This window comes from Streptomyces sp. NPDC001858 (genome assembly GCF_053594615.1).
This window is the reverse complement of the sequence record NZ_JBSFEV010000017.1, coordinates 122,614-142,810: the sequence shown is the minus strand read 5'-3', so window position 1 is coordinate 142,810 and position 20,197 is coordinate 122,614. Positions and strand designations below refer to the sequence as shown.

The 20,197-nt window shown below is 73.0% G+C and carries 21 protein-coding genes; 13 read left to right on the top strand and 8 right to left on the bottom strand.

The features are described 5' to 3' along the window. Positions 1-10: 10 nt before the first annotated feature. The 5 genes from ACWCPF_RS23985 (at position 11) to ACWCPF_RS23965 (ending at position 4,662) form a co-directional block, all read left to right on the top strand. Positions 11-1,057, top strand: a complete 1,047-nt coding sequence (locus tag ACWCPF_RS23985) for a segregation and condensation protein A (RefSeq protein WP_451047106.1) — start codon at positions 11-13, stop codon at positions 1,055-1,057. 56 nt (positions 1,058-1,113) lie between these two features. Beyond that, positions 1,114-1,683: an SMC-Scp complex subunit ScpB gene (gene scpB / locus ACWCPF_RS23980; RefSeq protein WP_451047129.1), complete on the top strand. Its 570-nt coding sequence runs from the start codon at positions 1,114-1,116 to the stop codon at positions 1,681-1,683. Beyond that, positions 1,683-2,804 carry a pseudouridine synthase gene (locus tag ACWCPF_RS23975; RefSeq protein WP_451047105.1) on the top strand — a complete coding sequence of 374 codons (1,122 nt, stop codon included), beginning with the start codon at positions 1,683-1,685 and terminating at the stop codon, positions 2,802-2,804. The genes scpB and ACWCPF_RS23975 overlap by 1 nt, the downstream gene beginning before the upstream one ends. Positions 2,805-2,911: 107 nt before the next feature. Continuing rightward, complete coding sequence (locus ACWCPF_RS23970; protein WP_451047104.1) at positions 2,912-3,643, top strand: NUDIX hydrolase; 732 nt, start codon at positions 2,912-2,914, stop codon at positions 3,641-3,643. Continuing rightward, positions 3,640-4,662, top strand: a complete 1,023-nt coding sequence (locus ACWCPF_RS23965; RefSeq protein ID WP_451047103.1) for an ADP-ribosylglycohydrolase family protein — start codon at positions 3,640-3,642, stop codon at positions 4,660-4,662. Before ACWCPF_RS23970 ends, ACWCPF_RS23965 begins: the two co-directional genes overlap by 4 nt. 27 nt (positions 4,663-4,689) lie before the next feature. Here ACWCPF_RS23965 and ACWCPF_RS23960 read toward each other — a convergent pair whose 3' ends face one another. The 3 genes from ACWCPF_RS23960 to ACWCPF_RS23950 are packed head-to-tail and all read right to left on the bottom strand — an operon-like array spanning position 4,690 to position 6,409. After that, a complete protein-coding gene (locus tag ACWCPF_RS23960; RefSeq protein ID WP_451047102.1) occupies positions 4,690-5,115 on the bottom strand; it encodes a Rieske (2Fe-2S) protein in 426 nt (141 codons plus the stop codon). Then, the gene (locus tag ACWCPF_RS23955) at positions 5,112-5,696 is read right to left on the bottom strand and encodes a DUF6529 family protein (protein ID WP_451047101.1); all 585 of its coding nucleotides are present in this window, start codon (positions 5,694-5,696) and stop codon (positions 5,112-5,114) included. Before ACWCPF_RS23955 ends, ACWCPF_RS23960 begins: the two co-directional genes overlap by 4 nt. A 53-nt stretch (positions 5,697-5,749) precedes the next feature. Next, entirely contained in the window at positions 5,750-6,409 is a 660-nt protein-coding gene (locus tag ACWCPF_RS23950; protein WP_451047100.1) for a hypothetical protein, read from the bottom strand. Between the two features lie 196 nt (positions 6,410-6,605). On the opposite strand from ACWCPF_RS23950, the gene aroH reads away from it, so the two are divergent. From aroH to der, 5 genes are all read left to right on the top strand, one after another. After that, positions 6,606-6,968, top strand: a complete 363-nt coding sequence (gene aroH / locus ACWCPF_RS23945; protein WP_451047099.1) for a chorismate mutase — start codon at positions 6,606-6,608, stop codon at positions 6,966-6,968. After that, positions 6,965-8,050, top strand: coding sequence for a prephenate dehydrogenase (locus ACWCPF_RS23940; protein WP_451047098.1), 1,086 nt, complete (start codon positions 6,965-6,967; stop codon positions 8,048-8,050). The genes aroH and ACWCPF_RS23940 overlap by 4 nt, the downstream gene beginning before the upstream one ends. Positions 8,051-8,276: 226 nt before the next feature. Continuing rightward, positions 8,277-8,963, top strand: coding sequence for a (d)CMP kinase (cmk, locus tag ACWCPF_RS23935; RefSeq protein WP_451047097.1), 687 nt, complete (start codon positions 8,277-8,279; stop codon positions 8,961-8,963). Positions 8,964-8,980: 17 nt separating this feature from the next. Next, complete coding sequence (locus tag ACWCPF_RS23930; RefSeq protein ID WP_451047096.1) at positions 8,981-9,619, top strand: lysophospholipid acyltransferase family protein; 639 nt, start codon at positions 8,981-8,983, stop codon at positions 9,617-9,619. Between the two features lie 87 nt (positions 9,620-9,706). Then, on the top strand, positions 9,707-11,191 hold the full coding sequence (gene der, locus ACWCPF_RS23925; protein WP_451047095.1) for a ribosome biogenesis GTPase Der: 1,485 nt from the start codon (positions 9,707-9,709) through the stop codon (positions 11,189-11,191). 97 nt (positions 11,192-11,288) lie between these two features. Here der and ACWCPF_RS23920 read toward each other — a convergent pair whose 3' ends face one another. Together ACWCPF_RS23920 and ACWCPF_RS23915 are read right to left on the bottom strand one after the other, a co-directional pair. Continuing rightward, positions 11,289-11,696: a hypothetical protein gene (locus ACWCPF_RS23920; RefSeq protein ID WP_451047128.1), complete on the bottom strand. Its 408-nt coding sequence runs from the start codon at positions 11,694-11,696 to the stop codon at positions 11,289-11,291. Between the two features lie 115 nt (positions 11,697-11,811). Next, positions 11,812-12,594, bottom strand: coding sequence for a hypothetical protein (locus tag ACWCPF_RS23915; protein ID WP_451047094.1), 783 nt, complete (start codon positions 12,592-12,594; stop codon positions 11,812-11,814). Between the two features lie 562 nt (positions 12,595-13,156). Between ACWCPF_RS23915 and ACWCPF_RS23910 the strand changes: the two genes are divergently transcribed. Further along, a complete protein-coding gene (locus ACWCPF_RS23910) occupies positions 13,157-13,906 on the top strand; it encodes a transglycosylase family protein (RefSeq protein WP_451047093.1) in 750 nt (249 codons plus the stop codon). Positions 13,907-13,951: 45 nt separating this feature from the next. Here ACWCPF_RS23910 and ACWCPF_RS23905 read toward each other — a convergent pair whose 3' ends face one another. Genes ACWCPF_RS23905 through ACWCPF_RS23895 form a run of 3 tightly spaced genes read right to left on the bottom strand, consistent with a single transcriptional unit; the run spans position 13,952 to position 18,197 of the window. After that, entirely contained in the window at positions 13,952-14,635 is a 684-nt protein-coding gene (locus tag ACWCPF_RS23905; RefSeq protein ID WP_451047092.1) for an ABC transporter ATP-binding protein, read from the bottom strand. Continuing rightward, positions 14,632-17,682: an ABC transporter permease subunit gene (locus tag ACWCPF_RS23900; protein ID WP_451047127.1), complete on the bottom strand. Its 3,051-nt coding sequence runs from the start codon at positions 17,680-17,682 to the stop codon at positions 14,632-14,634. Before ACWCPF_RS23900 ends, ACWCPF_RS23905 begins: the two co-directional genes overlap by 4 nt. Then, positions 17,682-18,197, bottom strand: coding sequence for a hypothetical protein (locus ACWCPF_RS23895; RefSeq protein ID WP_451047091.1), 516 nt, complete (start codon positions 18,195-18,197; stop codon positions 17,682-17,684). Before ACWCPF_RS23895 ends, ACWCPF_RS23900 begins: the two co-directional genes overlap by 1 nt. A gap of 131 nt (positions 18,198-18,328) precedes the next feature. Between ACWCPF_RS23895 and ACWCPF_RS23890 the strand changes: the two genes are divergently transcribed. Both ACWCPF_RS23890 and ACWCPF_RS23885 read left to right on the top strand, forming a co-directional pair. Then, positions 18,329-18,916 carry a hypothetical protein gene (locus ACWCPF_RS23890; RefSeq protein WP_451047090.1) on the top strand — a complete coding sequence of 196 codons (588 nt, stop codon included), beginning with the start codon at positions 18,329-18,331 and terminating at the stop codon, positions 18,914-18,916. Beyond that, a complete protein-coding gene (locus ACWCPF_RS23885) occupies positions 18,885-20,189 on the top strand; it encodes an ABC transporter substrate-binding protein (RefSeq protein WP_451047089.1) in 1,305 nt (434 codons plus the stop codon). Before ACWCPF_RS23890 ends, ACWCPF_RS23885 begins: the two co-directional genes overlap by 32 nt. The last annotated feature ends 8 nt before the right edge of the window (positions 20,190-20,197 follow it).

Below are 20,197 nucleotides of genomic sequence, written 5' to 3'. Positions count from 1 at the left end.
TGCGGGGGCCATGACCTCGAACGACGTTCCCGCCCCCGCATCTGCCTCCGGCGGCGCAGCCGGCGGCCGCAGGCGTGCGCTGGGACGAGGACCGGGAGCGGCGCCCCCCGAGCCGGTCGCACCGGTCCCAGAGGTCCCACAGGTCCCACATGTCCCGCCGGCCGTGCCGCTTCCGGAACCCCCGGCGCCCGCGGAACCCCCGGCGCCCCTGGCGCCCCCGGAACCTTCCGACGGGGTCTTCAAGGTTCGGCTCGCCAACTTCGAGGGGCCCTTCGACCTGCTGCTCCAGCTGATCTCCAAGCACAAGCTGGACGTCACCGAGGTCGCGCTGTCGAAGGTCACCGACGAGTTCATGGCGCACATCCGCGCGATGGGCCCCGACTGGGACCTGGACCAGACGACCGAGTTCCTGGTCGTCGCCGCCACCCTGCTCGATCTCAAGGCCGCCCGGCTGCTGCCCGCCGCCGAGGTCGAGGACGAGGCAGACCTCGCCCTGCTGGAGGCCCGCGACCTGCTGTTCGCCCGGCTGCTCCAGTACCGGGCCTACAAGCAGATCGCCGACATCTTCACCCACCGCCTGCAGAGCGAGGGCCGCCGTTACCCCCGCACCGTCGGCCTCGAACCGCACCACGCCGAGCTGCTGCCCGAGGTGGTCATCAGCATCGGCCCGGAGGGGTTCGCCAGGCTCGCGGTCAAGGCGATGCAGCCCCGGGCGAAGCCGCAGGTGTACGTCGACCACATCCACGCGCCGCTGGTGAGCGTGCAGGAGCAGGCCCAGATCGTCGTCGCGCGGCTGCGGGAGCTCGGCGGCGCCAGCTTCCGGACGCTGGTGGCGGACACCGACGACACCCTCACCGTCGTCGCCCGGTTCCTCGCCCTGCTGGAGCTGTACCGGGAGAAGGCCGTCGCCCTGGACCAGGAGACCGCGCTCGGCGAGCTGCTGGTGCGCTGGACCGGCGGGGAGGGGGACGCGCAGCCGCTCGTCACGGACGAGTTCGACCGGCCGCCCGAGGAGCCCGAGAAGCCCGAGAAGGACGGGAAGGAGACGGAGAAGTGAGCAGCGAGGAGACCGTCGCCGCACTGGACCTCAAGCCGGCCCTGGAGGCCGTCCTGATGGTCGTCGACGAACCCGCGACCGAGGAGCACCTCGCGAAGATCCTCCAGCGGCCCCGGCGCAGGGTCGCGGACGCGCTGCGCGAGCTGGCCGACGAGTACACCGTGCAGGGCCGCGGCTTCGAGCTCAGGCTCGTCGCGGGCGGCTGGCGGTTCTACACCCGGCCCGCGTACGCGGCGGCCGTCGAGGGCTTCGTCCTGGACGGCCAGCAGGCCCGGCTCACCCAGGCCGCGCTGGAGACGCTGGCGGTCGTCGCGTACCGGCAGCCGGTCAGCCGCAGCAGGGTCTCCGCGGTGCGCGGAGTGAACTGCGACGGTGTGATGCGCACCCTCCTGCAGCGCGGTCTGGTCGAGGAGGCGGGCGCGGAACCCGAAACAGGTGCGATCCTGTACACGACGACGAACTACTTTCTGGAGCGGATGGGCCTGCGCGGCCTGGACGAGCTCCCGGAGCTCGCGCCCTTCCTCCCCGAGGCGGAGGCGATCGAGGCCGAGACGCTGGAAGGGGTCCCGTCGTTCGATCCGGACGCTCCGGATTCCGAGGACGCAGACGACAAGACGGAACTTTGATGCGAAGCAGCAGCGGCAGGAACAGCAGCGGAAACAACGGCGGGAGCCGTGGTGGCAACAGCGGCGGCCGCGGCGGGAGCAGCGGTGGCCGCGGGAATCCCCGTGGCGCCGGTGGCAACCGCGACGACAGGCAGGGCGGCCGGCCGAGCAAGCCCCGCCCCGAGGAGCGCCGCTACGACGTGGGTCCCGGCGCCTCCCCGGAGGGTCCCAAGTCCGGGCGCGGCGCTTCGGCGCGCGGCGGGGCCAAGGGCGGTCCGAAGCAGTCCCCGGGCACCGGACGGGGGCGTTGGGCGCCCGCGACCTCCCGGGAGTACGACGCCCGCGCCGAGGAGCGCAACCGCGAGCGGTACGCGGGCAAGAAGGACGTCAAGCTGCCCAAGACCTTCCCGGGCGCCGAGCAGGAGGGCGAGCGGCTGCAGAAGATCCTGGCGCGCGCCGGCTACGGCTCCCGGCGGGCCTGCGAGGAGCTGATCGAGCAGGCGCGGGTCGAGGTCAACGGCGAGATCGTCCTGGAGCAGGGCAAGCGGGTCGACCCCGAGCACGACGAGGTCAAGGTCGACGGCCTGACGGTCGCCACCCAGTCCTACCAGTTCTTCTCGCTGAACAAGCCGGCCGGCGTCGTCTCCACGATGGAGGACAACGAGGGCCGTCAGTGCCTCGGCGACTACGTGACCAACCGCGAGACGCGGCTGTTCCACGTCGGCCGGCTCGACACCGAGACCGAGGGCGTCATCCTGCTCACCAACCACGGCGAGCTGGCCCACCGGCTGACCCACCCGAAGTACGGCGTGAAGAAGGTCTACCTCGCGCACATCGTCGGCCCGATCCCGCGCGACCTGGGCAAGAAGCTCAAGGACGGCATCCAGCTGGAGGACGGCTACGCGCGCGCGGACCACTTCCGGGTCGTCGAGCAGACCGGCAAGAACTACCTGGTCGAGGTGACCCTGCACGAGGGCCGCAAGCACATCGTGCGCCGGATGCTGGCGGAGGCCGGCTTCCCGGTCGACAAGCTGGTGCGCGTCTCCTTCGGGCCGATCACCCTGGGCGACCAGAAGTCGGGCTGGCTGCGCCGGCTGTCCAACACCGAGGTCGGCATGCTGATGAAGGAAGTCGACCTCTAGAGCGACGGTGGGCCTCTAAAGGTCTCTTCAAGTACTCGCTGAGCACTTGTGCCGGAGCGCACCCCCTTTTTATAGTCGTACTGACTATTAAAGAGGGGGTGTTCGTCATGCAGGGCCACGGAGCCGGCTACGACAAGTACGCCCACGAGCCCTTCGCCGTCACCGTCGACCTCGCCGTCCTCACGCTGCGCGCGGGCGCCCTGCACGTGCTGCTCGTCGAGCGCGGCCAGGAGCCGTACGCCGGACGGTGGGCGCTGCCCGGGGGCTTCGTGCTGCCGGACGAGTCCGCGGAGACGGCGGCCCGGCGCGAACTCGCCGAGGAGACCGGCCTGAAAGACGTCTCCGGGCTGCATCTGGAGCAGTTGCGCACCTACAGCGAGCCCGGCCGCGACCCCCGGATGCGGGTCGTGTCGGTCGCTTTCGCCGCCCTGCTGCCGGACGCGCCGGAGCCGATGAGCGGCGGCGACGCGGCGCAGGCGCGCTGGACGCCGTACGCGGAAGCCGAGCCGCTCGCCTTCGACCACGACCGGATCCTGGCCGACGCCCACGACCGGGTCGGCGCCAAACTCGAGTACACCTGCCTCGCCACCGCCTTCTGCCCGCCCGAGTTCACCCTCGGAGAGCTCCAGCAGGTCTACGAGACGGTGTGGGGGACAGGCCTGGACCGCCCCAACTTCCGGCGCAAGGTGCTCGCCACCCCGGGCTTCGTCGAGCCCGTCCCCGGGGCCGCACGGCTGACCGGCGGCCGCGGCAAGCCCGCCGCCCTCTACCGCGCGGGCGCCGCCGCCGCGCTCCACCCGCCCCTGCTGCGACCGCCCCGGGAAGGACGATCCGCATGACCCTCTCGACCACAGTCCGCAAGCGCGCCACCGGGTCCCTGCTGGGCCTCGCCCTGGGCGACGCCCTCGGGTTTCCGACCGAGTTCAACGACGTCCCGTCGATCATCGCCAAGTGCGGGCCGTGGCGGGAGATGGAACTGCCTCAGCGCGCCTTCGTCTCCGACGACACCCAGATGACCCTCGCCGTGGGACGGGCCCTGCGCACCGCCATGGACCGGGGAGTGCTCATGCCGTTGGGGCTGGAGGGGCCGCTGCGTCAGGAGTTCGTAGCCTGGAACCGGTCCCCGGACAACAACCGGGCGCCCGGGCGCACCTGCCTGACCGCCTGCGAGCTGCTGGAGGACGAGCGGCGGCTGTGGCAGGACGCCAGTCAGATCGGTTCCAAGGGCTGTGGCGCCAACATGCGGGTCGCGCCCCTCGGACTCGTCCCCGGGCTCAGCGACGAGCAGCGCGCCGGGGCCGCCCAGCTCCAGGCCGGCCTCACCCACGGCCATCCCACCGCGCTCGCCGCCTCCGACCTCACCGCCCATGCCGTACGGCTCCTCGCGCACGGCGCGACCCCCTCCGCGCTGCTCGGGCTGCTGCGCTCGTACGCCGTCGAGAACCGCACCCGCTACTACCACCGCTGGCTCGGCGACCTGTGGACGCGCAGCCACGACGCCGGCCCGGAGCAGTTCATCGCGCGCGGCTGGGACGAGTGCCTGGAGGTGCTGGACCGGCTCCAGGAGGCGCTGCGCGACCCCTCGCCCGAGACCGACCCGTGCCTGGCCACGGGGGCGGGCTGGATCGCCGAGGAGGCCATGGCCACCGGTCTGCTGTGCTTCCTGCTCTTCCCCGACGAGCCGGTGACCGTGCTGCGCCGGGCCGCCTGCACGTCCGGGGACTCCGACTCCCTCGCCTGTCTGGCGGGCGCGTTCGCGGGCGCGTACGCCGGGGCGGACGCCTGGCCGACGGCGTGGGCGGACCGGATCGAGTACCAGGGGGAGCTGGTGACGCTCGGGGCGCTCTGGGACCAGTGACTTCGCGGGCCGCCGGGCCGCCGCGGCTCAGCCCAGCTTGATCGCGCCGCCCTCGACCGTGATCTGCTCGGCGGGCAGCGGCCTGGGCGCCGGGCCGCCGGCCACCGAGCCGTCGGCGATACGGAACTCGCTGTTGTGACAGGGGCAGTGGATGATGCCGTCGGCGACGCTGCCGACGAGGCAGCTCTGATGGGTGCAGACCGCGGAGAACGCCTTGAAGTCGTCCTTCGTCGGCTGCGTCACGACGACCTTCTCGTCGGCGAAGATCTTGCCGCCGCCGACGGGGATCTCGGTCGTCTTGGCCAGTGCCTGGCCGGCGGCGGAGCCCGACGTCTTCTCCGGCGTGGACGAACTGTCGTTCTCGTCGCCGTAGTTGCTGCAGCCCACCGAGAGCGCAGCCGCCGCGCCGCCCGTCGCCAGGAGAACCGTGCGTCGTGTCGCGGGGAGAGTCATGTCGTCACTCCGAACGTGCGGAAGAACCAGAGGGCCGAGGTCAGCCAGATGATGGTGAGCGCGGCGAAGACCAGTCCGCCGACGATCGGCAGCAGCCATCCCGGGAGCCGCTCCCAGCGAAGCAGCAGCATCTTTGCACTGAAGACGCCGAAGAAGAAGCAACCCAGGACGGAGTGCCACAAAACACGCGATTCATATGTCTGATAGCCAAGCGCGTAGAGGCAGTGCACCGCAACCGGGACGGCGATCAGGAAGGCCGCCCGGCCCGACCAGCGGTGCAGCGTGCCGGACCAGGTCGGCCCCGGCAGCTTCCCGTACAGCATCGACGCCGAGACGACCTGGACCAGCGCGAAGAACATCGCGGCCGTCGCCAGCCATGACTTCACCGCGCCGGTGCTGCTGAACCCGGCCAGGTTGAACGCCGTGCCGGCCGGGTCGTGGACCTTGCCGTACACGCCCAGGACGACCGCCACCGCGGCGGCGACCAGCGCCGGGACCAGGTAGCGGGCCGCGCTCGGAGGGCGCTCGGAGGGCTCGGGGGCGGGGAAGTCCTGGGTGGCGGCGTTCGGATCGGCGGTCATGATGCTCCCTGCTCGACGGGGCGCTCGAAGGTGCTCGAAGGTGCTCGAAGGGGTCAGGGGTTTACGGGGAGTGCCGTGAGCTGCTCGCCGTCGATCGTCACCGCTCCGGTCTCCGGGTCGATGCGGGGCGCGGGGGAGGGCTTGCCGTCACGGGTGACGATGCCGACCTGGCTGCCGTCCTTCAGGACGATCCAGCCGCCGTCGATGCTCGTGGAGGCCACCGTGGACGTCGCCCGGTACAGCCCGGCCGGCTTCTTCGTGTTCTCCGCGGTGAACGTGTAGTGCCCGCCGCCGACGTCGACCGTGCCGTCGATCTCCTTGCCGTCCTGGAGCGTGCCGTCCAGCTTCGCGCCGTTCTTCCCGGTGAGCGTCATCGTGCCGTCGTCCTGCACCGGGCCCCGGAGCCAGGACTCCTTGGTGCGGCCGTCGCAGAAGTACGCGACCGCCTTGCCGTCGCGGATCTTGACGCCGACCGTCGCCGCCTTGTCGTCGGTGTGGCCGGAGTAGTCGGCGTCGAGGACCGGGGCGCGGGTGGGCGTGGGGCTGGGCGTCGGCGTGGGTGCGGCCGTGCTGCGGGCGGGCGTCGGGCTCGGCGACTTCTCCTCCTGCGCGGACGAGGCGGTCTTCGTCCCCGTCGTCGCGTTGAGCGTCAGCAGGAACAGGCCGAGCACCAGTCCCGCGAGAAGGGTGAGCAGGGGTCCTGGACGCTTCATGTCGGGCCTTCCCCGATAGCGGGTGTCCTGCCGTCAGACTGACATGAGAGCGCAGCCCGCACCCGTCGTAAAGGGCGTATGGGGGTGTTGAGGGTGTTTCCGTCTCGGCACGCGGGCGGCGCGCACCCGACCGCCGCCGCCTGACTAGGCTGGACGGGCCGAGAGCACACCCATACTTCAGCGAGGGAGCAGCGCCGTGGCGGTACGAGCGGTCCGGGGAGCCGTCCAACTCGAACGGGACGAGGCCGGCCACATGGACGAGCAGGTCGGGGCTCTGCTCACCGCCGTCCTGGAGCGGAACTCGCTCGGCGTCGACGACCTGATCAGCATCTGGTTCACGGCCACGCCCGACCTGCACAGCGACTTCCCGGCCGCCGCGGCCCGCAAGATCGGCATCGTCGACGTGCCGCTGATCTGCGCCCAGGAACTCGACATAGAGGGCGCGCTGCCGAGGGTCGTGCGCATCCTCGCGCACATCGAGTCCGACCTCCCGCGCGCCGAGATCAGCCATGTCTACCTCGGCGCCGCGGCCGCCCTGCGCAAGGACATCGCCCAGTGAGGACCGCGCTCGTCATCGGAACCGGGCTGATCGGCACCTCCGCCGCCCTCGCCCTCGCCCAGCGGGGCGTCGTCGTCCACCTCGCCGACCACGACCCCGAGCAGGCCCGTACCGCGGCCGCGCTCGGCGCCGGCACCGACGACGAGCCCGAGGGCCCGGTCGACCTCGCGATCGTCGCCGCCCCGCCCGCCCATGTGGCCGCGGTGCTCGCCGACGCGATGCGCCGCGGAGCGGCCCGCGGCTACCTCGACGTGGCCAGCGTGAAGGGCGGGCCGCGCCGCGAGCTGGAGGCGCTCGGCCTCGACCTGTCGGCCTACATCGGCAGCCACCCCATGTCGGGGCGCGAGAAGTCCGGGCCGCTGGCCGCGACCGGAGACCTCTTCGAGGGCCGGCCCTGGGTGCTGACGCCGACCCGGGACACCGACACCGAGGTCCTGAACCTCGCGCTCGAACTGGTCTCGCACTGCCGGGCCGTCCCGGTGGTGATGGACGCGGACGCCCACGACCGCGCGGTGGCGCTGGTCTCCCACATGCCCCACCTGGTCTCCAGCATGGTCGCGGCGCGTCTGGAGAACGCCGAGGAGACCGCCGTACGGCTGTGCGGACAGGGCATCCGGGACGTCACCCGGATCGCCGCCTCCGAGCCCGGGATGTGGATCGACATCCTGTCCGCGAACCCGGGGCCGGTCGCCGACCTGCTCACCGACGTCGCCGCCGACCTGGAGGAGACGGTCCGGGCGCTGCGCTCCCTGCAGTCCTCGGACGACGCCAAGCGCCGCGAGGGCGTCGGCGGCATCCAGGACGTGCTGCGCCGCGGCAACGCGGGCCAGGTCCGCGTCCCGGGCAAGCACGGGGCCGCTCCGCGGGTGTACGAGGTCGTGGCCGTGCTGATCGACGACCAGCCGGGGCAGCTGGCCCGGATCTTCGCGGACGCGGGGCTGGCGGGCGTCAACATCGAGGATGTGCGGATCGAGCATGCGACGGGGCAGCAGGCGGGGCTGGTGCAGTTGATGGTCGAGCCGAAGTCCGCGGTTCTTTTGTCTTCGGCGTTGCGTGAGCGAGGGTGGGCTTTGCGGCAGTAGGGCACCCGGCGTCGGTGTCGGCGTCCGGGGGCTGCCGCCCCCGGGCCCCCGCTTCGGCCCTGAACGGGCCTCGTCCTCGATCGCCGGACGGGCTGGGAGCGCCGAGCTGGGCCGAGAAGGGCCCGACCACCACACGGCCGGACGAGTGACCCGTGGCCGGTAACCTTGTGCGGGGCGCACTCACGCCCCCTGCATCCACCGCCTCGCACCAGGAAGGTGTCCCCCCGTGGAAAACGGCGTCGCCGAGCCCGTGATCGTCGCCATCGACGGTCCCTCCGGCACGGGCAAGTCGAGCACGTCCAAGGCTGTGGCCGGCCGGCTCGGGCTGAGCTACCTGGACACCGGCGCCCAGTACCGGGCGATCACCTGGTGGATGGTGAGCAACGGGATCGACATAGAGGACCCCTCGGCGATCGCCGCAGTCGTCGGCAAGCCCGAGATCCTCTCCGGCACCGACCCGGCCGACCCGACGATCACGGTGGACGGCGTCGACGTGGCCGGGCCGATCCGCACCCAGGACGTCACCTCCAAGGTCAGCGCGGTGAGCGCGGTACCGGAGGTGCGGGCCCGGATCACCGAGCTGCAGCGCTCGCTGGCCGCCTCCGCCGAGCGCGGGATCGTCGTCGAGGGCCGGGACATCGGCACGACCGTGCTGCCGGACGCCGATCTGAAGGTCTTCCTCACCGCCTCCCCGGAGGCCCGCGCCGCCCGCCGCAGCGGCGAGCTGAAGGGCGCCGACGTGCACAGCACCCGCGAGGCGCTGATCAAGCGGGACGCCGCCGACTCCTCCCGCAAGACCTCCCCGCTCGCCAAGGCGGACGACGCCGTCGAGGTGGACACCACCGAGCTCACGCTGACCCAGGTCATCGACTGCGTCGTCACCCTCGTCGAGGAGAAGCGGGCCGCGAAGTGAGTGCCGAGGCCGTTTCCATGCCCACGCAGAGAGGCGCCGAGATCGGGCGGCGCATCGGCGTCGGCCTGATGTACGGGCTGTGGCGGCCGCGTGTGCTGGGCGCCTGGAAGGTGCCCGCGAGCGGCCCGCTGATCTTCGCCGTCAACCACTCCCACAACATCGACGGCCCGATGGTCATCGGTGTGGCGCCCCGCGCTTCGCACTTCCTGGTGAAGAAAGAGGCCTTCATCGGCCCGATCGGCTCGTTCATGACCCACACGGGCCAGATCAAGGTCGACCGGGACACCACCGACCGCACCGCCATCACCCGGGCGCTGGGCGTCCTGGAGAAGGGCGGGGTGCTCGGGATCTTCCCCGAGGGCACACGGGGCGACGGCGACTTCGCCGCCCTGCGCGCCGGGCTCGCCTACTTCGCGGTGCGCAGCGGGGCGCCGATCGTGCCCGTCGCCGTGCTGGGAAGCACCGAGCGGCGCGGCCGGTTGATAAAGGCGCTGCCCCCGCTGCGCTCCCGCGTCGACGTCGTCTTCGGCGAGCCGTTCGACGCCGGCGACGGCAGCGGACGGCGCACCCGCAAGGCGCTGGACGAGGCGACCGAACGCATCCAGAAACAGCTGGCCGCCCACCTGGAAAACGCCAGGCGCCTGACCGGGCGCTGAGCGACACTGAATACCGAGTAGTGGATCAACCCGAACAAAACGGCTGCTCCACCGATCACCACGAATGAACGACGAGGTACGGACTTCATGAACGACCACACCCAGCCCGACGGCTCGGACGGCTTCGAGCACGATCACGGGGCGCTCGGCGACGCCGAGTACGCGGAGTTCATGGAGCTCGCCGCCGTCGAGGGCTTCGACATCGAGGACGTCGAGGGCGCCATCGAGGAGGCCGGGCACGGCCCGCTGCCCGTGCTCGCCGTCATCGGCCGCCCGAACGTCGGCAAGTCGACCCTGGTGAACCGGATCATCGGCCGCCGCGAGGCCGTCGTCGAGGACAAGCCGGGCGTCACCCGCGACCGCGTGACCTACGAGGCCGAGTGGGCGGGCCGCCGCTTCAAGGTCGTCGACACCGGCGGCTGGGAACAGGACGTCCTCGGCATCGACGCCTCCGTGGCCGCGCAGGCCGAGTACGCGATCGAGGCGGCCGACGCCGTCGTCTTCGTCGTCGACGCCAAGGTCGGCGCGACCGACACCGACGAGGCGGTCGTGCGGCTGCTGCGCAAGGCCGGCAAGCCCGTCGTGCTCGCCGCCAACAAGGTCGACGGCCCGAGCGGCGAGGCCGACGCGGCCTATCTGTGGTCCCTGGGCCTCGGCGAGCCGCACCCCATCTCCGCGCTGCACGGCCGCGGCACCGGCGACATGCTGGACGCCGTCCTGGAGGCGCTGCCGGAGGCCCCCGAGCAGAGCTTCGGCACCGCCGTCGGCGGCCCGCGCCGCATCGCGCTCATCGGCCGCCCGAACGTCGGCAAGTCCTCGCTGCTGAACAAGGTGGCGAACGAGGAGCGGGTCGTCGTCAACGAGGTCGCGGGCACCACCCGCGACCCGGTCGACGAGCTGATCGAACTCGGCGGCGTCACCTGGAAGTTCGTCGACACGGCGGGCATCCGCAAGCGCGTCCACCTCCAGCAGGGCGCCGACTACTACGCCTCGCTGCGCACCGCCGCCGCCGTCGAGAAGGCCGAGGTGGCGGTCATCCTGATCGACGCCTCCGAGTCCATCTCGGTCCAGGACCAGCGCATCGTCACCATGGCCGTCGACGCGGGCCGGGCGCTCGTCATCGCCTACAACAAGTGGGACACCCTCGACGAGGAGCGCCGCTACTACCTGGAGCGGGAGATCGAGACCGAGTTCGCCCAGGTCGCCTGGGCGCCCCGGGTGAACGTCTCCGCGCGCACCGGCCGGCACATGGAGAAGCTGGTCCCGGCGATCGAGACCGCGCTCGCGGGCTGGGAGACCCGGGTGCCGACCGGCCGCCTCAACGCCTTCCTCGGCGAGCTGGTCGCGGCCCACCCGCACCCGGTCCGCGGCGGCAAGCAGCCCCGCATCCTCTTCGGCACCCAGGCCGGCACCAAGCCGCCGCGGTTCGTGCTCTTCGCCTCCGGCTTCATCGAGGCGGGCTACCGGCGCTTCATCGAGCGCCGGCTGCGCGAGGAGTTCGGCTTCGACGGCACCCCGATCCACATCTCGGTGCGGGTGCGCGAGAAGCGCGGCGCCAACAAGAAGAAGTGAACCGGCGGAAGTAACGGCCGCATGCCGGGAGGGCGGTACCCGTGGTCACGGGTACCGCCCTCCCATGCTGCGCGGACCGGTCGTCCTCGGGACCCGGTCAGAAGGTCCTGCGGGGGGCCGGCGGGAGCGCCGCCGGGATGTGCTGCAGCACGGTGGGGGTGGGCTGCTGGCCGATCTGCCCGACCCGCTGCCACTGGGACTGCTGCCCCGTCCCGTGCCGCGCGCTCTGCGCCCCCGCGCTGTAGGCGCTGTACGAGCTGCTGAACGTTCCCGGGCGGGGCGCCGCGTACGTGCCCGTGCTGTGCGGGATGTTCCCGAAGGCGGTGAACCCCAGATCGTCCTCGCCGCTGCGGTCGCCCGGCAGCGAGCGGAACGTCTTGACGTACTCGGCGTAGAGCGCGTCGTAGATCGGCGTGGCCGATGGGCCGCCCTGGGAGTCCTGAGCCGGTCGCGCGGACGGGATCGACGGGAAGGCCGGGCGGCGGGGAACGTCGTAGGTGTGCACGTATGTCCAAACGAGGTCGGACATCAAGGGATGCGGTCGCACGGCATGCCTTTGGGGGCGCGGGGCTGGGTTTCCTGTGCGACCGCAGTCCCCGCCCCGTGCCCCGTGCGCCGACTCAGGTCCCGGCGAGGGGAAGCGCCGCCCCGACCAACTGCCCGTTCGCCGCGGCCTTGTCCAGCGCGTCGCGCAGCAGGTCCTCCCGGGGCTGGCGGCCGATCGACCCGACCGGGGCCGCGAACATCAGCACCTGCTGGTGCTTGTTGGCGGCGGCCCGCCAGCCTTCCGTCACCTGCAGCGGCTGGTGCGCCTGCCACCAGGCGACCGACTGGCCGCCGTGGGCCGACGGCTGCAGCACCGCGTGCAGCTGCCCCATCGCCAGCAGCACGGACCAGCCGTGCTGCACCGGCGGCACCTCGGTCAGCTCGCTGAGCGGCATGAAGCCCTGCTCGATGAGCAGCGGCAGGAAGTCGTCGCCGGCGCCGACGGTGCCGGGCCGCACGATGGGCGCGGTCGGCTCGACCACCAGGGCCGGGTGCAACTCCCCGGCGATCAGGACGAGTCCGCTGGTCACGCCGAGCACCGCCTGCTCGGGGACGACCTTGTCGGGGTCCAGGTCGACGGTGTCGCCGCTGATGGAGCGCACCGCGCCCTGCAGTTGCTCCTCGGTGACCTGGACGACCTGGGAGGGCAGACAGGTGGCGTGGGCGAAGGCGAGGACGGCGGTCTCGTCCCCGATGAACAGGACGGTGCTGGTGCGCTCGTTCTCGGAGTCGCCCTGGGTGCGGCAGGACGTGCAGTCGTAACTGCCCGGGGCGTTGTCTCCGGCGAGTAGCCGGTCGGCTTCTTCGTCGCCGATCTCGGCGCGTACCTCGTCGCTGACGTCGAGCATGCGCGGCACGGGTGGCTCCCTCGGATGCGGTGCGTGGGCGAGGCCGGGGTGGCTCCGGCTCGTGGTCCGGGCGGATCCCGGCTCATGAAGGAGACAACGGGCGAGCTGTGGCGGGAGTCACGCTGCAACGCTGACGGAATCGAACCATCCTGCGTGCAGCGTCACGCTGCGTGCGGAATCAGACACTCCATGTCAAGTAACGGAGAGGTTACGGCAGTTGGTTCGGTGAACTGACTCACAGTTCGCTCCAAGGCCTGGTCGACAAATCATGAAATGAGGGAATGAAGTAGGCGGCCGGAATTCGCCGCTACCTGCGGTAACCATGAACTGGCCTGCGGCAACGGGGAGTTGGTTGATAACGGGTCGGCAAAGTCCCTAGATTGCTCCGCCGTGTGCAACTCGCACCGCTCGGGTACGTCCCCCGGCCGCGCGGAGCCAGACGAAGCGTCAGACGCAGCGTCGGCCCCGCGCAGCACCATCGCCGGCGGACGGGGCGGAGCGCGCCGACCGCGTCACCGCGCGGCCGACGCGCCCCGCCACGGGGAGCCCGGGTACGTAGAGAGGGATCTACATGTCCGAATGTGCCGATAACTACACCCGCAAGGCTTCGCGCAAGACGGCGGTCCTCGCCGGGGCGGTACTCCTCGCCCCTCTCGGACTGCTGTCCGCGACCGGCGACGCCACGGCGGCCGACAGCGGGGTGTGGGACCGCATCGCCCAGTGCGAGAGCGGCGGCAACTGGCACATCAACACCGGCAACGGCTACTACGGCGGGCTGCAGTTCTCCGCCGGTACGTGGCGCGCGTACGGCGGCGCCGCCTACGCCTCGACCGCCGACAAGGCCAGCAAGGCACAGCAGATCTCTGTCGCCGCCAAGGTGCAGAAGGCACAGGGGTGGGGTGCGTGGCCGACCTGCTCGGCGCGCGCCGGAGCGTCCGGCAGCGCGCCGGACTCCGGTTCGTCCTCCACCAAGTCGAATTCGAGCAAGTCGACGAAGTCGAGCAAGCAGAACTCCAGCAAGTCGACGAAGTCGAGCAAGTCGGGTTCGGGGGATGCGAACTCCTCGAAGTCCTCGAAATCGTCGAACTCCTCGAACTCCGGTTCTTCGAAGTCGGGTTCCTCGACGACGCCGGAGCGTTCGACGGGCCAGACCTCGCGCGGGACGTCCCGGGGCGGCGACTACACCGTCGTACAGGGCGACACCCTCAGCAGCATCGCGGCCCGGAACTCGACGACCTGGCAGCGGATCTACGCCGCCAACAAGGCCGTCGTCGGGGGCGACCCCGACCTCATCGTGCCCGGGCAGCGCCTGACGCTCTGAGCACCCGCCAGTGGCCCCACCCGGAGTACCGGCCGGGTGGGGCCACTACGGCGTTCCGGGCGGCCGTGCCGCCCACTCGCCCGCCTCCCCGGCGAAGGCGACGGCCCCACGGCGGAGTTCGTACACGAAGGCCTGCCGGCCGAGCAGCACGGGCGGCAGCCGCTGTTCGGCCAGCACCACGCACGCGTCGAGCGACGCGAGTAGCTCGTAGGTATGAGCCGCGACCGTCGGCGACATGCCCTGGGTGGGCTCGTCGGCGAGCACCACGCGCGCGTGCGTCGACAGGGCACGGCACAGGGCCACCATGCGCTGCTCACCGCCGGAGAGCGTGCCGGCCCTGCGCGCGAGCAGGGTCTCCAGGTGGGGGTAGACCGTGTGGTCGGCGGCGGCGAGGTCCAGGTTCTCCCGCACGGTCAGCGAGCCGAACACCGCCCGCCGGTCGGGCACCAGGCACAGTCCCCGCCGCGCCCGCTCGAACGCGGGCATCCCGGTCACGTCCGTCCCGTCCCAGACCACCGCGCCCCCGGAGAGGGGCACGACCCCGGCCAGCGCCCGCAGCGCCGTCGTACGGCCCGAGCCGTTGCGGCCCAGCAGGACGGTGAGGCCCGGGGCGGGGGCGGCGAGGGAGACGCCGTGCAGGGCTTCGAGCGGGCCGTAGCGCACACGCGCGTGCCGCAGGGCCAACTGCCGGGGGCGCTGGGCGGACGGGGTGCGCTGGGCGGGTGTCACGGGGTCGCCTCCTGCGCGGCCAGGGCGTCGAGGACGCGGTCGGGCGGTCCCGAGGCGACGATCCGGCCCGCCGCCATCACGTGCACGACGTCGGCGAGGCCGGCGACCAGGTCGAGGTCGTGCTCGACGACGAGCAGCGCGGTGCCCTCGGCGGCCAGCGCGCCCAGCACCCGGGCGAGCGCGGCCACCTCGGCGGTGTCGAGACCGGCGGCGGGCTCGTCGAGCAGCAGCACGCGCGGGCTGCCCGCGAACGCCCTGGCGAGCTCGACCCGGCGCAGTGTGCCGGTGGGCAGCCCGGCGGCGGGCAGCGCGCTGACCGCGCCGTCGAGCCCGAACAGCGCCAGCGCCCGCTCCACGGCGTCCGGATCGGCGATCCGCCCCTGCTCGGCGCCGACCCGGACGTTCTCGGCCACCGTCAGCGACGGGAAGACGGCCAACTCCTGGAAGGTCCGCGCGACACCGAGCCGGGTGCGGGCGGGCGCGGCGAGCCGGGTGATGTCCCGCCCGTCGAGCAACACCTGCCCGCGCGCGGGACGCAGGGTCCCGGCGAGACAGTGGAACAACGTGCTCTTCCCGGCCCCGTTGGGCCCCACCACGGCGACGACCCGACCGGCCCCGACGCTCAACTCGACCCCGTCCAACGCGGTGAACCCGCCATAACGGGCCCGGAGCCGACGGACGGTGAGGAGAGGAGTGCCCGAGGACGAGGGCGGGCGGGACGAGGAGGGGGCGCGATGAGAGGCACGCGGAGGCGGGGGTGGGGCGCGGTCAGGGGCGGGCGGTGGGGTGCGGGCAGGAGCGGGCGGTGGGGTGCGGTCGGGTGTGGGTGGTGCGGTGCGGGCAGGGGCGGGTGGCGGGGTGCGGTCGGGTGTGGGTGGTGCGGTGCGGGCAGGGGCGGGTGGCGGGGTGAGGTCGGGTGTGGGTGGTGCGGTGTGGTTCGGGGCGGGTGGCGGGGTGCGGTCGGGTGTGGGTGGTGCGGTGCGGGCAGGAGTGGGTGGCGGGGTGCGGTCGGGTGTGGGTGGTGCGGTGTGGTTCGGGGCGGGTGGCGGGGTCCGGTCGGGTGTGGGTGGTGCGGTGTGGTTCGGGGCGGGTGGCGGGGTGCCTTCAGGTGTGGGGCGCGTGGTGGGCTGTGGTGTCGGTGGTGGGGGCGAGGTGCTCGGGCGGGGCTGTTCCAGCCTTTCCCTCACCCGTGTCCCCAGCGGTGTCAGCGTCGCCGTCGGCCGCCGCCGGGATCCCGTGCGCAGTCGCTCGCCGATCGCGCGCAGCGCCCCGTACGGTCCGTCGGGGAAGCGGCCCAGGAGCAGGGCCAGGACTCCCACCAGGGCCGCCGCGACGCCGCCGCGGGCGCCCGCGTCCAGGCCCACCAGGAGGGCGGCCGCGGCCAGCGCGCCCAGGGTGCTGTCCGCGCCCAGCACGATCACGGCGGCGAACCAGAGCAGACCCCGTACGGGGTCGTAGGCGTCCGCGTCGAAGGCGCGCAGGCCCATGCCGAGGAGGGCGCCGCCGAGCGCGGCGAGGGCGGCCCCCGCGACGAAGGCCAGGAGCTTCAGGGACGGGACGCGTACGCCCGCCGCGGCCGCGCCCTGCTCGTGGTCGCGCATCGCCGCGAGGGCCCGTCCGGTGCGGCCCCGGCGCAGCGCCCGGGTCGCGAGCAGCGCGGCCGCCAGCAGGGCCAGCTCCAGGACGTAGTACGCGCGGTCCCCGTCGAAGCCCGCGGGGCGGCCGAGGGAGAGGCCGGACGTGGCGTACGGCTGGGCGAAGACGAAGCGGCTCACCCCGACGCCGACCGCGAAGGTGGCCAGGGCCAGGGCGAGGCCGTGGCGGCGGATCGCGGGCCGGCCGGTCAGCAGCCCCAGCGGGGCCACCAGGAGGACCGCCACGGCCAGCGCGGCCAGCTCGGGCAGACGGGGGAGGCCGGGGAAGCGGCCGGCCGCGAGCAGCGCCGTGAACAGGGCGCCCAGCCCCGCGTACGCCGCCTGCCCAAGGGAGATCTGGCCGCCGCGGCCGGTGACGACCACCAGGGACAGCAGGATCACGCCGAGGGCGGGCACCTGGACCGCCGTGTGCAGATCCGAGCCCGCGAGGCCGAGCGGCAGCAGGAACAGCACGACGGCCACGATCCAGGCCCCCGGCGGGGTCGACGCACGCGCGCGTGCCGGACGCGGCAGCGCGTCGCGTGTGCCGACGCCGGGCAGCGCCAGCGCGGCGACCAGCAGGGCGAGGACGAACAGGTTCGTGCCGACCGCCTGGAGCAGCGGCGCGCCCCAGCCCGTCGGATGCAGCCGGGTCAGCTGGCTCTGTGCGACGCCGATCCCCAGGGCGACCGCCACCGCGACCGGGAGGCTGCGCATCCGCGCCGCCACGGCGACCGCGACGACCTCCATCACCAGCAGCGGCAGCCCGTACGGGTCCAGGCGCACGTACGGGGCCAGCAGCACGCCCGTCAGGCCGGCCGTGAACGACCCGAACGCCCAGCCCGCCGCAGCCACCCGGTCCGCGTCGATCCCGCCGAGCACGGCCAGCTCCCGGTCGTCGACCACGGCCCGCAGTTCCCGCCCGAAGCGCGTCCCGCGGATCACCGCCGCCACGCCCGCGGCGAGCGCCAGCACCACGGCGAGCTGCCCCCAGGGATCCGCCGACGCCGGCACCAGCTCCGGCACGTCGTTGCGCGCCCCCGGCCCCCAGATCAGCGCCGCCCCGCCCACCAGCAGCACGAACACCCCGATGGACGCGACGAGGGTCTGGGCCGGGTCGTCGCCGAGGACGGCGAGCGGACGGAAGACGAACCGTTCCAGCAGCACCCCGACGGCCGGTGCGAACACCAGCAGCGTGACCGCCGCCGCAGGCCACAGCGGCCACCCCCACCCCACCACGCACTGCCGCAGCACATACGCGCACAGCATCGCGATCGCCCCGTGCGCGAAGTTGAGCACGCCGGTCGCCCGGTAGGTGACGATCAGGCCGATCCCGGTGAGCGCCGCCGCGCTGCCGACCGCGAGACCGGCGAGCGTGAGGTCGTAGGTGAGGTCGTTGGCGAGGGAGGACATCAGGAGTCCGCCGCGTCCGGCTCGCAGATGGGGCACGGGTCGAGGTCGCCGGTCGCCAGCAGTCGGCCGTCCACCGGCACCGCCGCCGCTTTCCCTGCGACCAGCGGGCAGTCCGCTCGGTGCCACAGGGTGCCGCCCGGCACCATGCGCAGCTCGCCGCTGACCGCGACGGGCGCGGTCGCCGCGGCCTCCGCCGGCTCCTCCGCCTCCCGCGTCCCGGCCGCCACCAGCAGGCCGTACAGCTCCTCCACGCGCGCGTGGACGACGGCGCCCCGGCCGTAGGTGAGCAGGACGGCCGCGGCGACGATCAGCGCGGCGCCGGGGATCGTGCAGGAGGCCAGATAGGGCAGCTGGCGTGCCGCGTACCGTTCGCCGGAGACGCCGTACCAGCCGACCGCGCACAGCACCGCGCCCGTGGCCAGCGCCGCCCAGCCGGCCCACAGGACGGGGTGGACGTCGCGCAGTCGCGCACTCGGCGCACTCCGCGCTGTCGGCGTCATCGACGTCATCGGCATCGTCGGCTCCCACACGTCGTGTGTCTGGCTGCGTACGCAAGCCGGCCAATGGCTTGCACTATGCCCTTTGGAAGCTGACCCTGAAAGCACCGGGCGGCCTCCGCCCGGACCGACACCCGGTGGTGAGCCAGATGGTTCTCGGGAGCGACCTCAGGCGGGGGAACGCACGGCGGGGGAACGCACGGCGGGGCGGCGGCCCGCGGACGGCCGGACGGGCCACGGCACTGGCCGCCGCGCTCGTCCTCCTGCTCGGCCCGGCCCTCGCGGCCTGCAGCGACGACGACGCCGGCGGCGGCACCGGCACCCCCTCGGCCCCGGCGACGACGAGCGCGCCCGCGGCCACGAACGCGCCCGCCGACCCGGCGGCGGCCGAGCGGGAGATCCGGCAGAACTGGGAGAAGTTCTTCGACCCGGCGACCTCCTCCGAGGACCGGCAGGACGTCCTGGAGCACGGCGAGCTGATGGGCCCGGTCCTCGACGTCTTCAGCGGGGACCAGCGCGGCGACCAGGTGGCGGCGAAGGTCGAGAAGGTGGAGTTCACCACGCCGACCGAGGCGACCGTCACCTACACGCTCACGCTCGACGGCGCGACCGCCCTGCCGGACGCCTCCGGCACGGCCGTCGAGGACGACGGCACCTGGAAGGTGTCCGTCAACTCGCTGTGCGCGCTGGTCAAGTTGAGCGGCAATGCGGCCGCGTCGGCGCTCCCGGGCTGCTGAGACGGCCGCCGTGGCGCTGCTGCTCCTGCTGAGCGCGGCCTGCGGCAGCCGGCTCCCGGAGAGCGACTTCGAGTCCCCCGCCACGTCCTCGCGGGCCACGACAGGGCAGAGCGGCGGCGCGCCCCTGCGCGTCGGCATCATCGCCAGCGCCACCAGCCCGGTCGGCGGCAGCGCCTTCACCGGCCCGCGCGACGGCGCGCAGGCGTACTTCGACCGGCTCAACGCGCGCGGGGGCATCGACGGCCGCCCCGTCGAGGTACGGCTGTGCGACGACGGCGGCAGCGGCGTCGGCAACAACACCTGTGTGCACCGGCTGCTCGACGAGGACAAGGTCGTCGCCCTGGTCGCCACGACCGCCCTGGACTACGCCGGAGCCTCCCGCGTCTCCCGCGCGGGGGTGCCGGACATCGGCGGCCAGCCCATCGGCGCCGCCTACGACACCTGGCCGCACCTGTACGGCGTCTACGGCAGCCTCGCGCCCCGCGACGGCCGTCCGGGCTGGGACGGGCAGCTGTACGGGGGCACCGAGGTCTACCGGTACTTCAAGCGCGCGCACGGCGCCCGTACGGCCGCCGTCGTCTCCTACAACCAGGCCGCCTCCGCCGCCTACGCGCGGCTCGTGGAGCGGGGGCTGAAGGCCGAGGGCTACAAGGTCGTCAGCGAGCAGGTCGACTTCGCGCTGCCCAACTTCCGCGCCGCCGCGGCCGACCTGAAGGAACAGGGCGCCGACCTCGTCCTGGACGCCCTGGACACGCACGGCAACGCCCGGCTGTGCGAGGCGATGGACGAGGTCGGCGCGAAGGTCACCGCCAAGGTGACGAACGTCCAGAACTGGACCTCGACCGTCCCCGAGGACTACAAGGACTCCCCGAACTGCCGCAACGCCCTGTGGGCGACCGGGTCCAGCCGCAACCACGAGGACACCTCGAACCGGGCCGTACGGGAGTTCCGGGACGCCACGAAGGGGCTGAAGACGCACTCCCAGTGGCAGCTGGAGGGGTGGGCGGCCGCCATGTGGTTCACCGAGGCCGCCGAGTCGTGCGCCGCGCGCGGCATCACGCGTGCGTGCGTCGACGCCTTCATGAACCGCAGCCAGGGGTACGACGCCGACGGGCTGCTGCTCCCCGTGCGGTTCGAGCGGCTCGCCGAACCGCCGAAGAGCCGCCGGACGTGTCTGTCGGTCGCCCGCTGGCAGGACGGCAAGGGGTGGGTCACCCAGGGTGAGATGACCGACACCTGCTTCGACGTCCCGCAACTGGCGTACAGACCGTGAGACACCCG

Coding starts and splice junctions, on each gene's coding strand:
- ACWCPF_RS23910 (WP_451047093.1), top strand. CDS start 13,157: ATGTCCGAATGTGCCGATAACTACACCCGCAAGGCTTCGCGCAAGACG.
- scpB (WP_451047129.1), top strand. CDS start 1,114: ATGGTCGTCGACGAACCCGCGACCGAGGAGCACCTCGCGAAGATCCTC.
- ACWCPF_RS23890 (WP_451047090.1), top strand. CDS start 18,329: ATGGTTCTCGGGAGCGACCTCAGGCGGGGGAACGCACGGCGGGGGAAC.
- ACWCPF_RS23970 (WP_451047104.1), top strand. CDS start 2,912: ATGCAGGGCCACGGAGCCGGCTACGACAAGTACGCCCACGAGCCCTTC.
- ACWCPF_RS23975 (WP_451047105.1), top strand. CDS start 1,683: ATGCGAAGCAGCAGCGGCAGGAACAGCAGCGGAAACAACGGCGGGAGC.
- ACWCPF_RS23930 (WP_451047096.1), top strand. CDS start 8,981: ATGCCCACGCAGAGAGGCGCCGAGATCGGGCGGCGCATCGGCGTCGGC.
- ACWCPF_RS23955 (WP_451047101.1), bottom strand. CDS start 5,696: ATGACCGCCGATCCGAACGCCGCCACCCAGGACTTCCCCGCCCCCGAG.
- ACWCPF_RS23900 (WP_451047127.1), bottom strand. CDS start 17,682: ATGTCCTCCCTCGCCAACGACCTCACCTACGACCTCACGCTCGCCGGT.
- ACWCPF_RS23965 (WP_451047103.1), top strand. CDS start 3,640: ATGACCCTCTCGACCACAGTCCGCAAGCGCGCCACCGGGTCCCTGCTG.
- der (WP_451047095.1), top strand. CDS start 9,707: ATGAACGACCACACCCAGCCCGACGGCTCGGACGGCTTCGAGCACGAT.
- ACWCPF_RS23985 (WP_451047106.1), top strand. CDS start 11: ATGACCTCGAACGACGTTCCCGCCCCCGCATCTGCCTCCGGCGGCGCA.
- ACWCPF_RS23960 (WP_451047102.1), bottom strand. CDS start 5,115: ATGACTCTCCCCGCGACACGACGCACGGTTCTCCTGGCGACGGGCGGC.
- ACWCPF_RS23950 (WP_451047100.1), bottom strand. CDS start 6,409: ATGAAGCGTCCAGGACCCCTGCTCACCCTTCTCGCGGGACTGGTGCTC.
- ACWCPF_RS23885 (WP_451047089.1), top strand. CDS start 18,885: ATGCGGCCGCGTCGGCGCTCCCGGGCTGCTGAGACGGCCGCCGTGGCG.
- ACWCPF_RS23895 (WP_451047091.1), bottom strand. CDS start 18,197: ATGCCGATGACGTCGATGACGCCGACAGCGCGGAGTGCGCCGAGTGCG.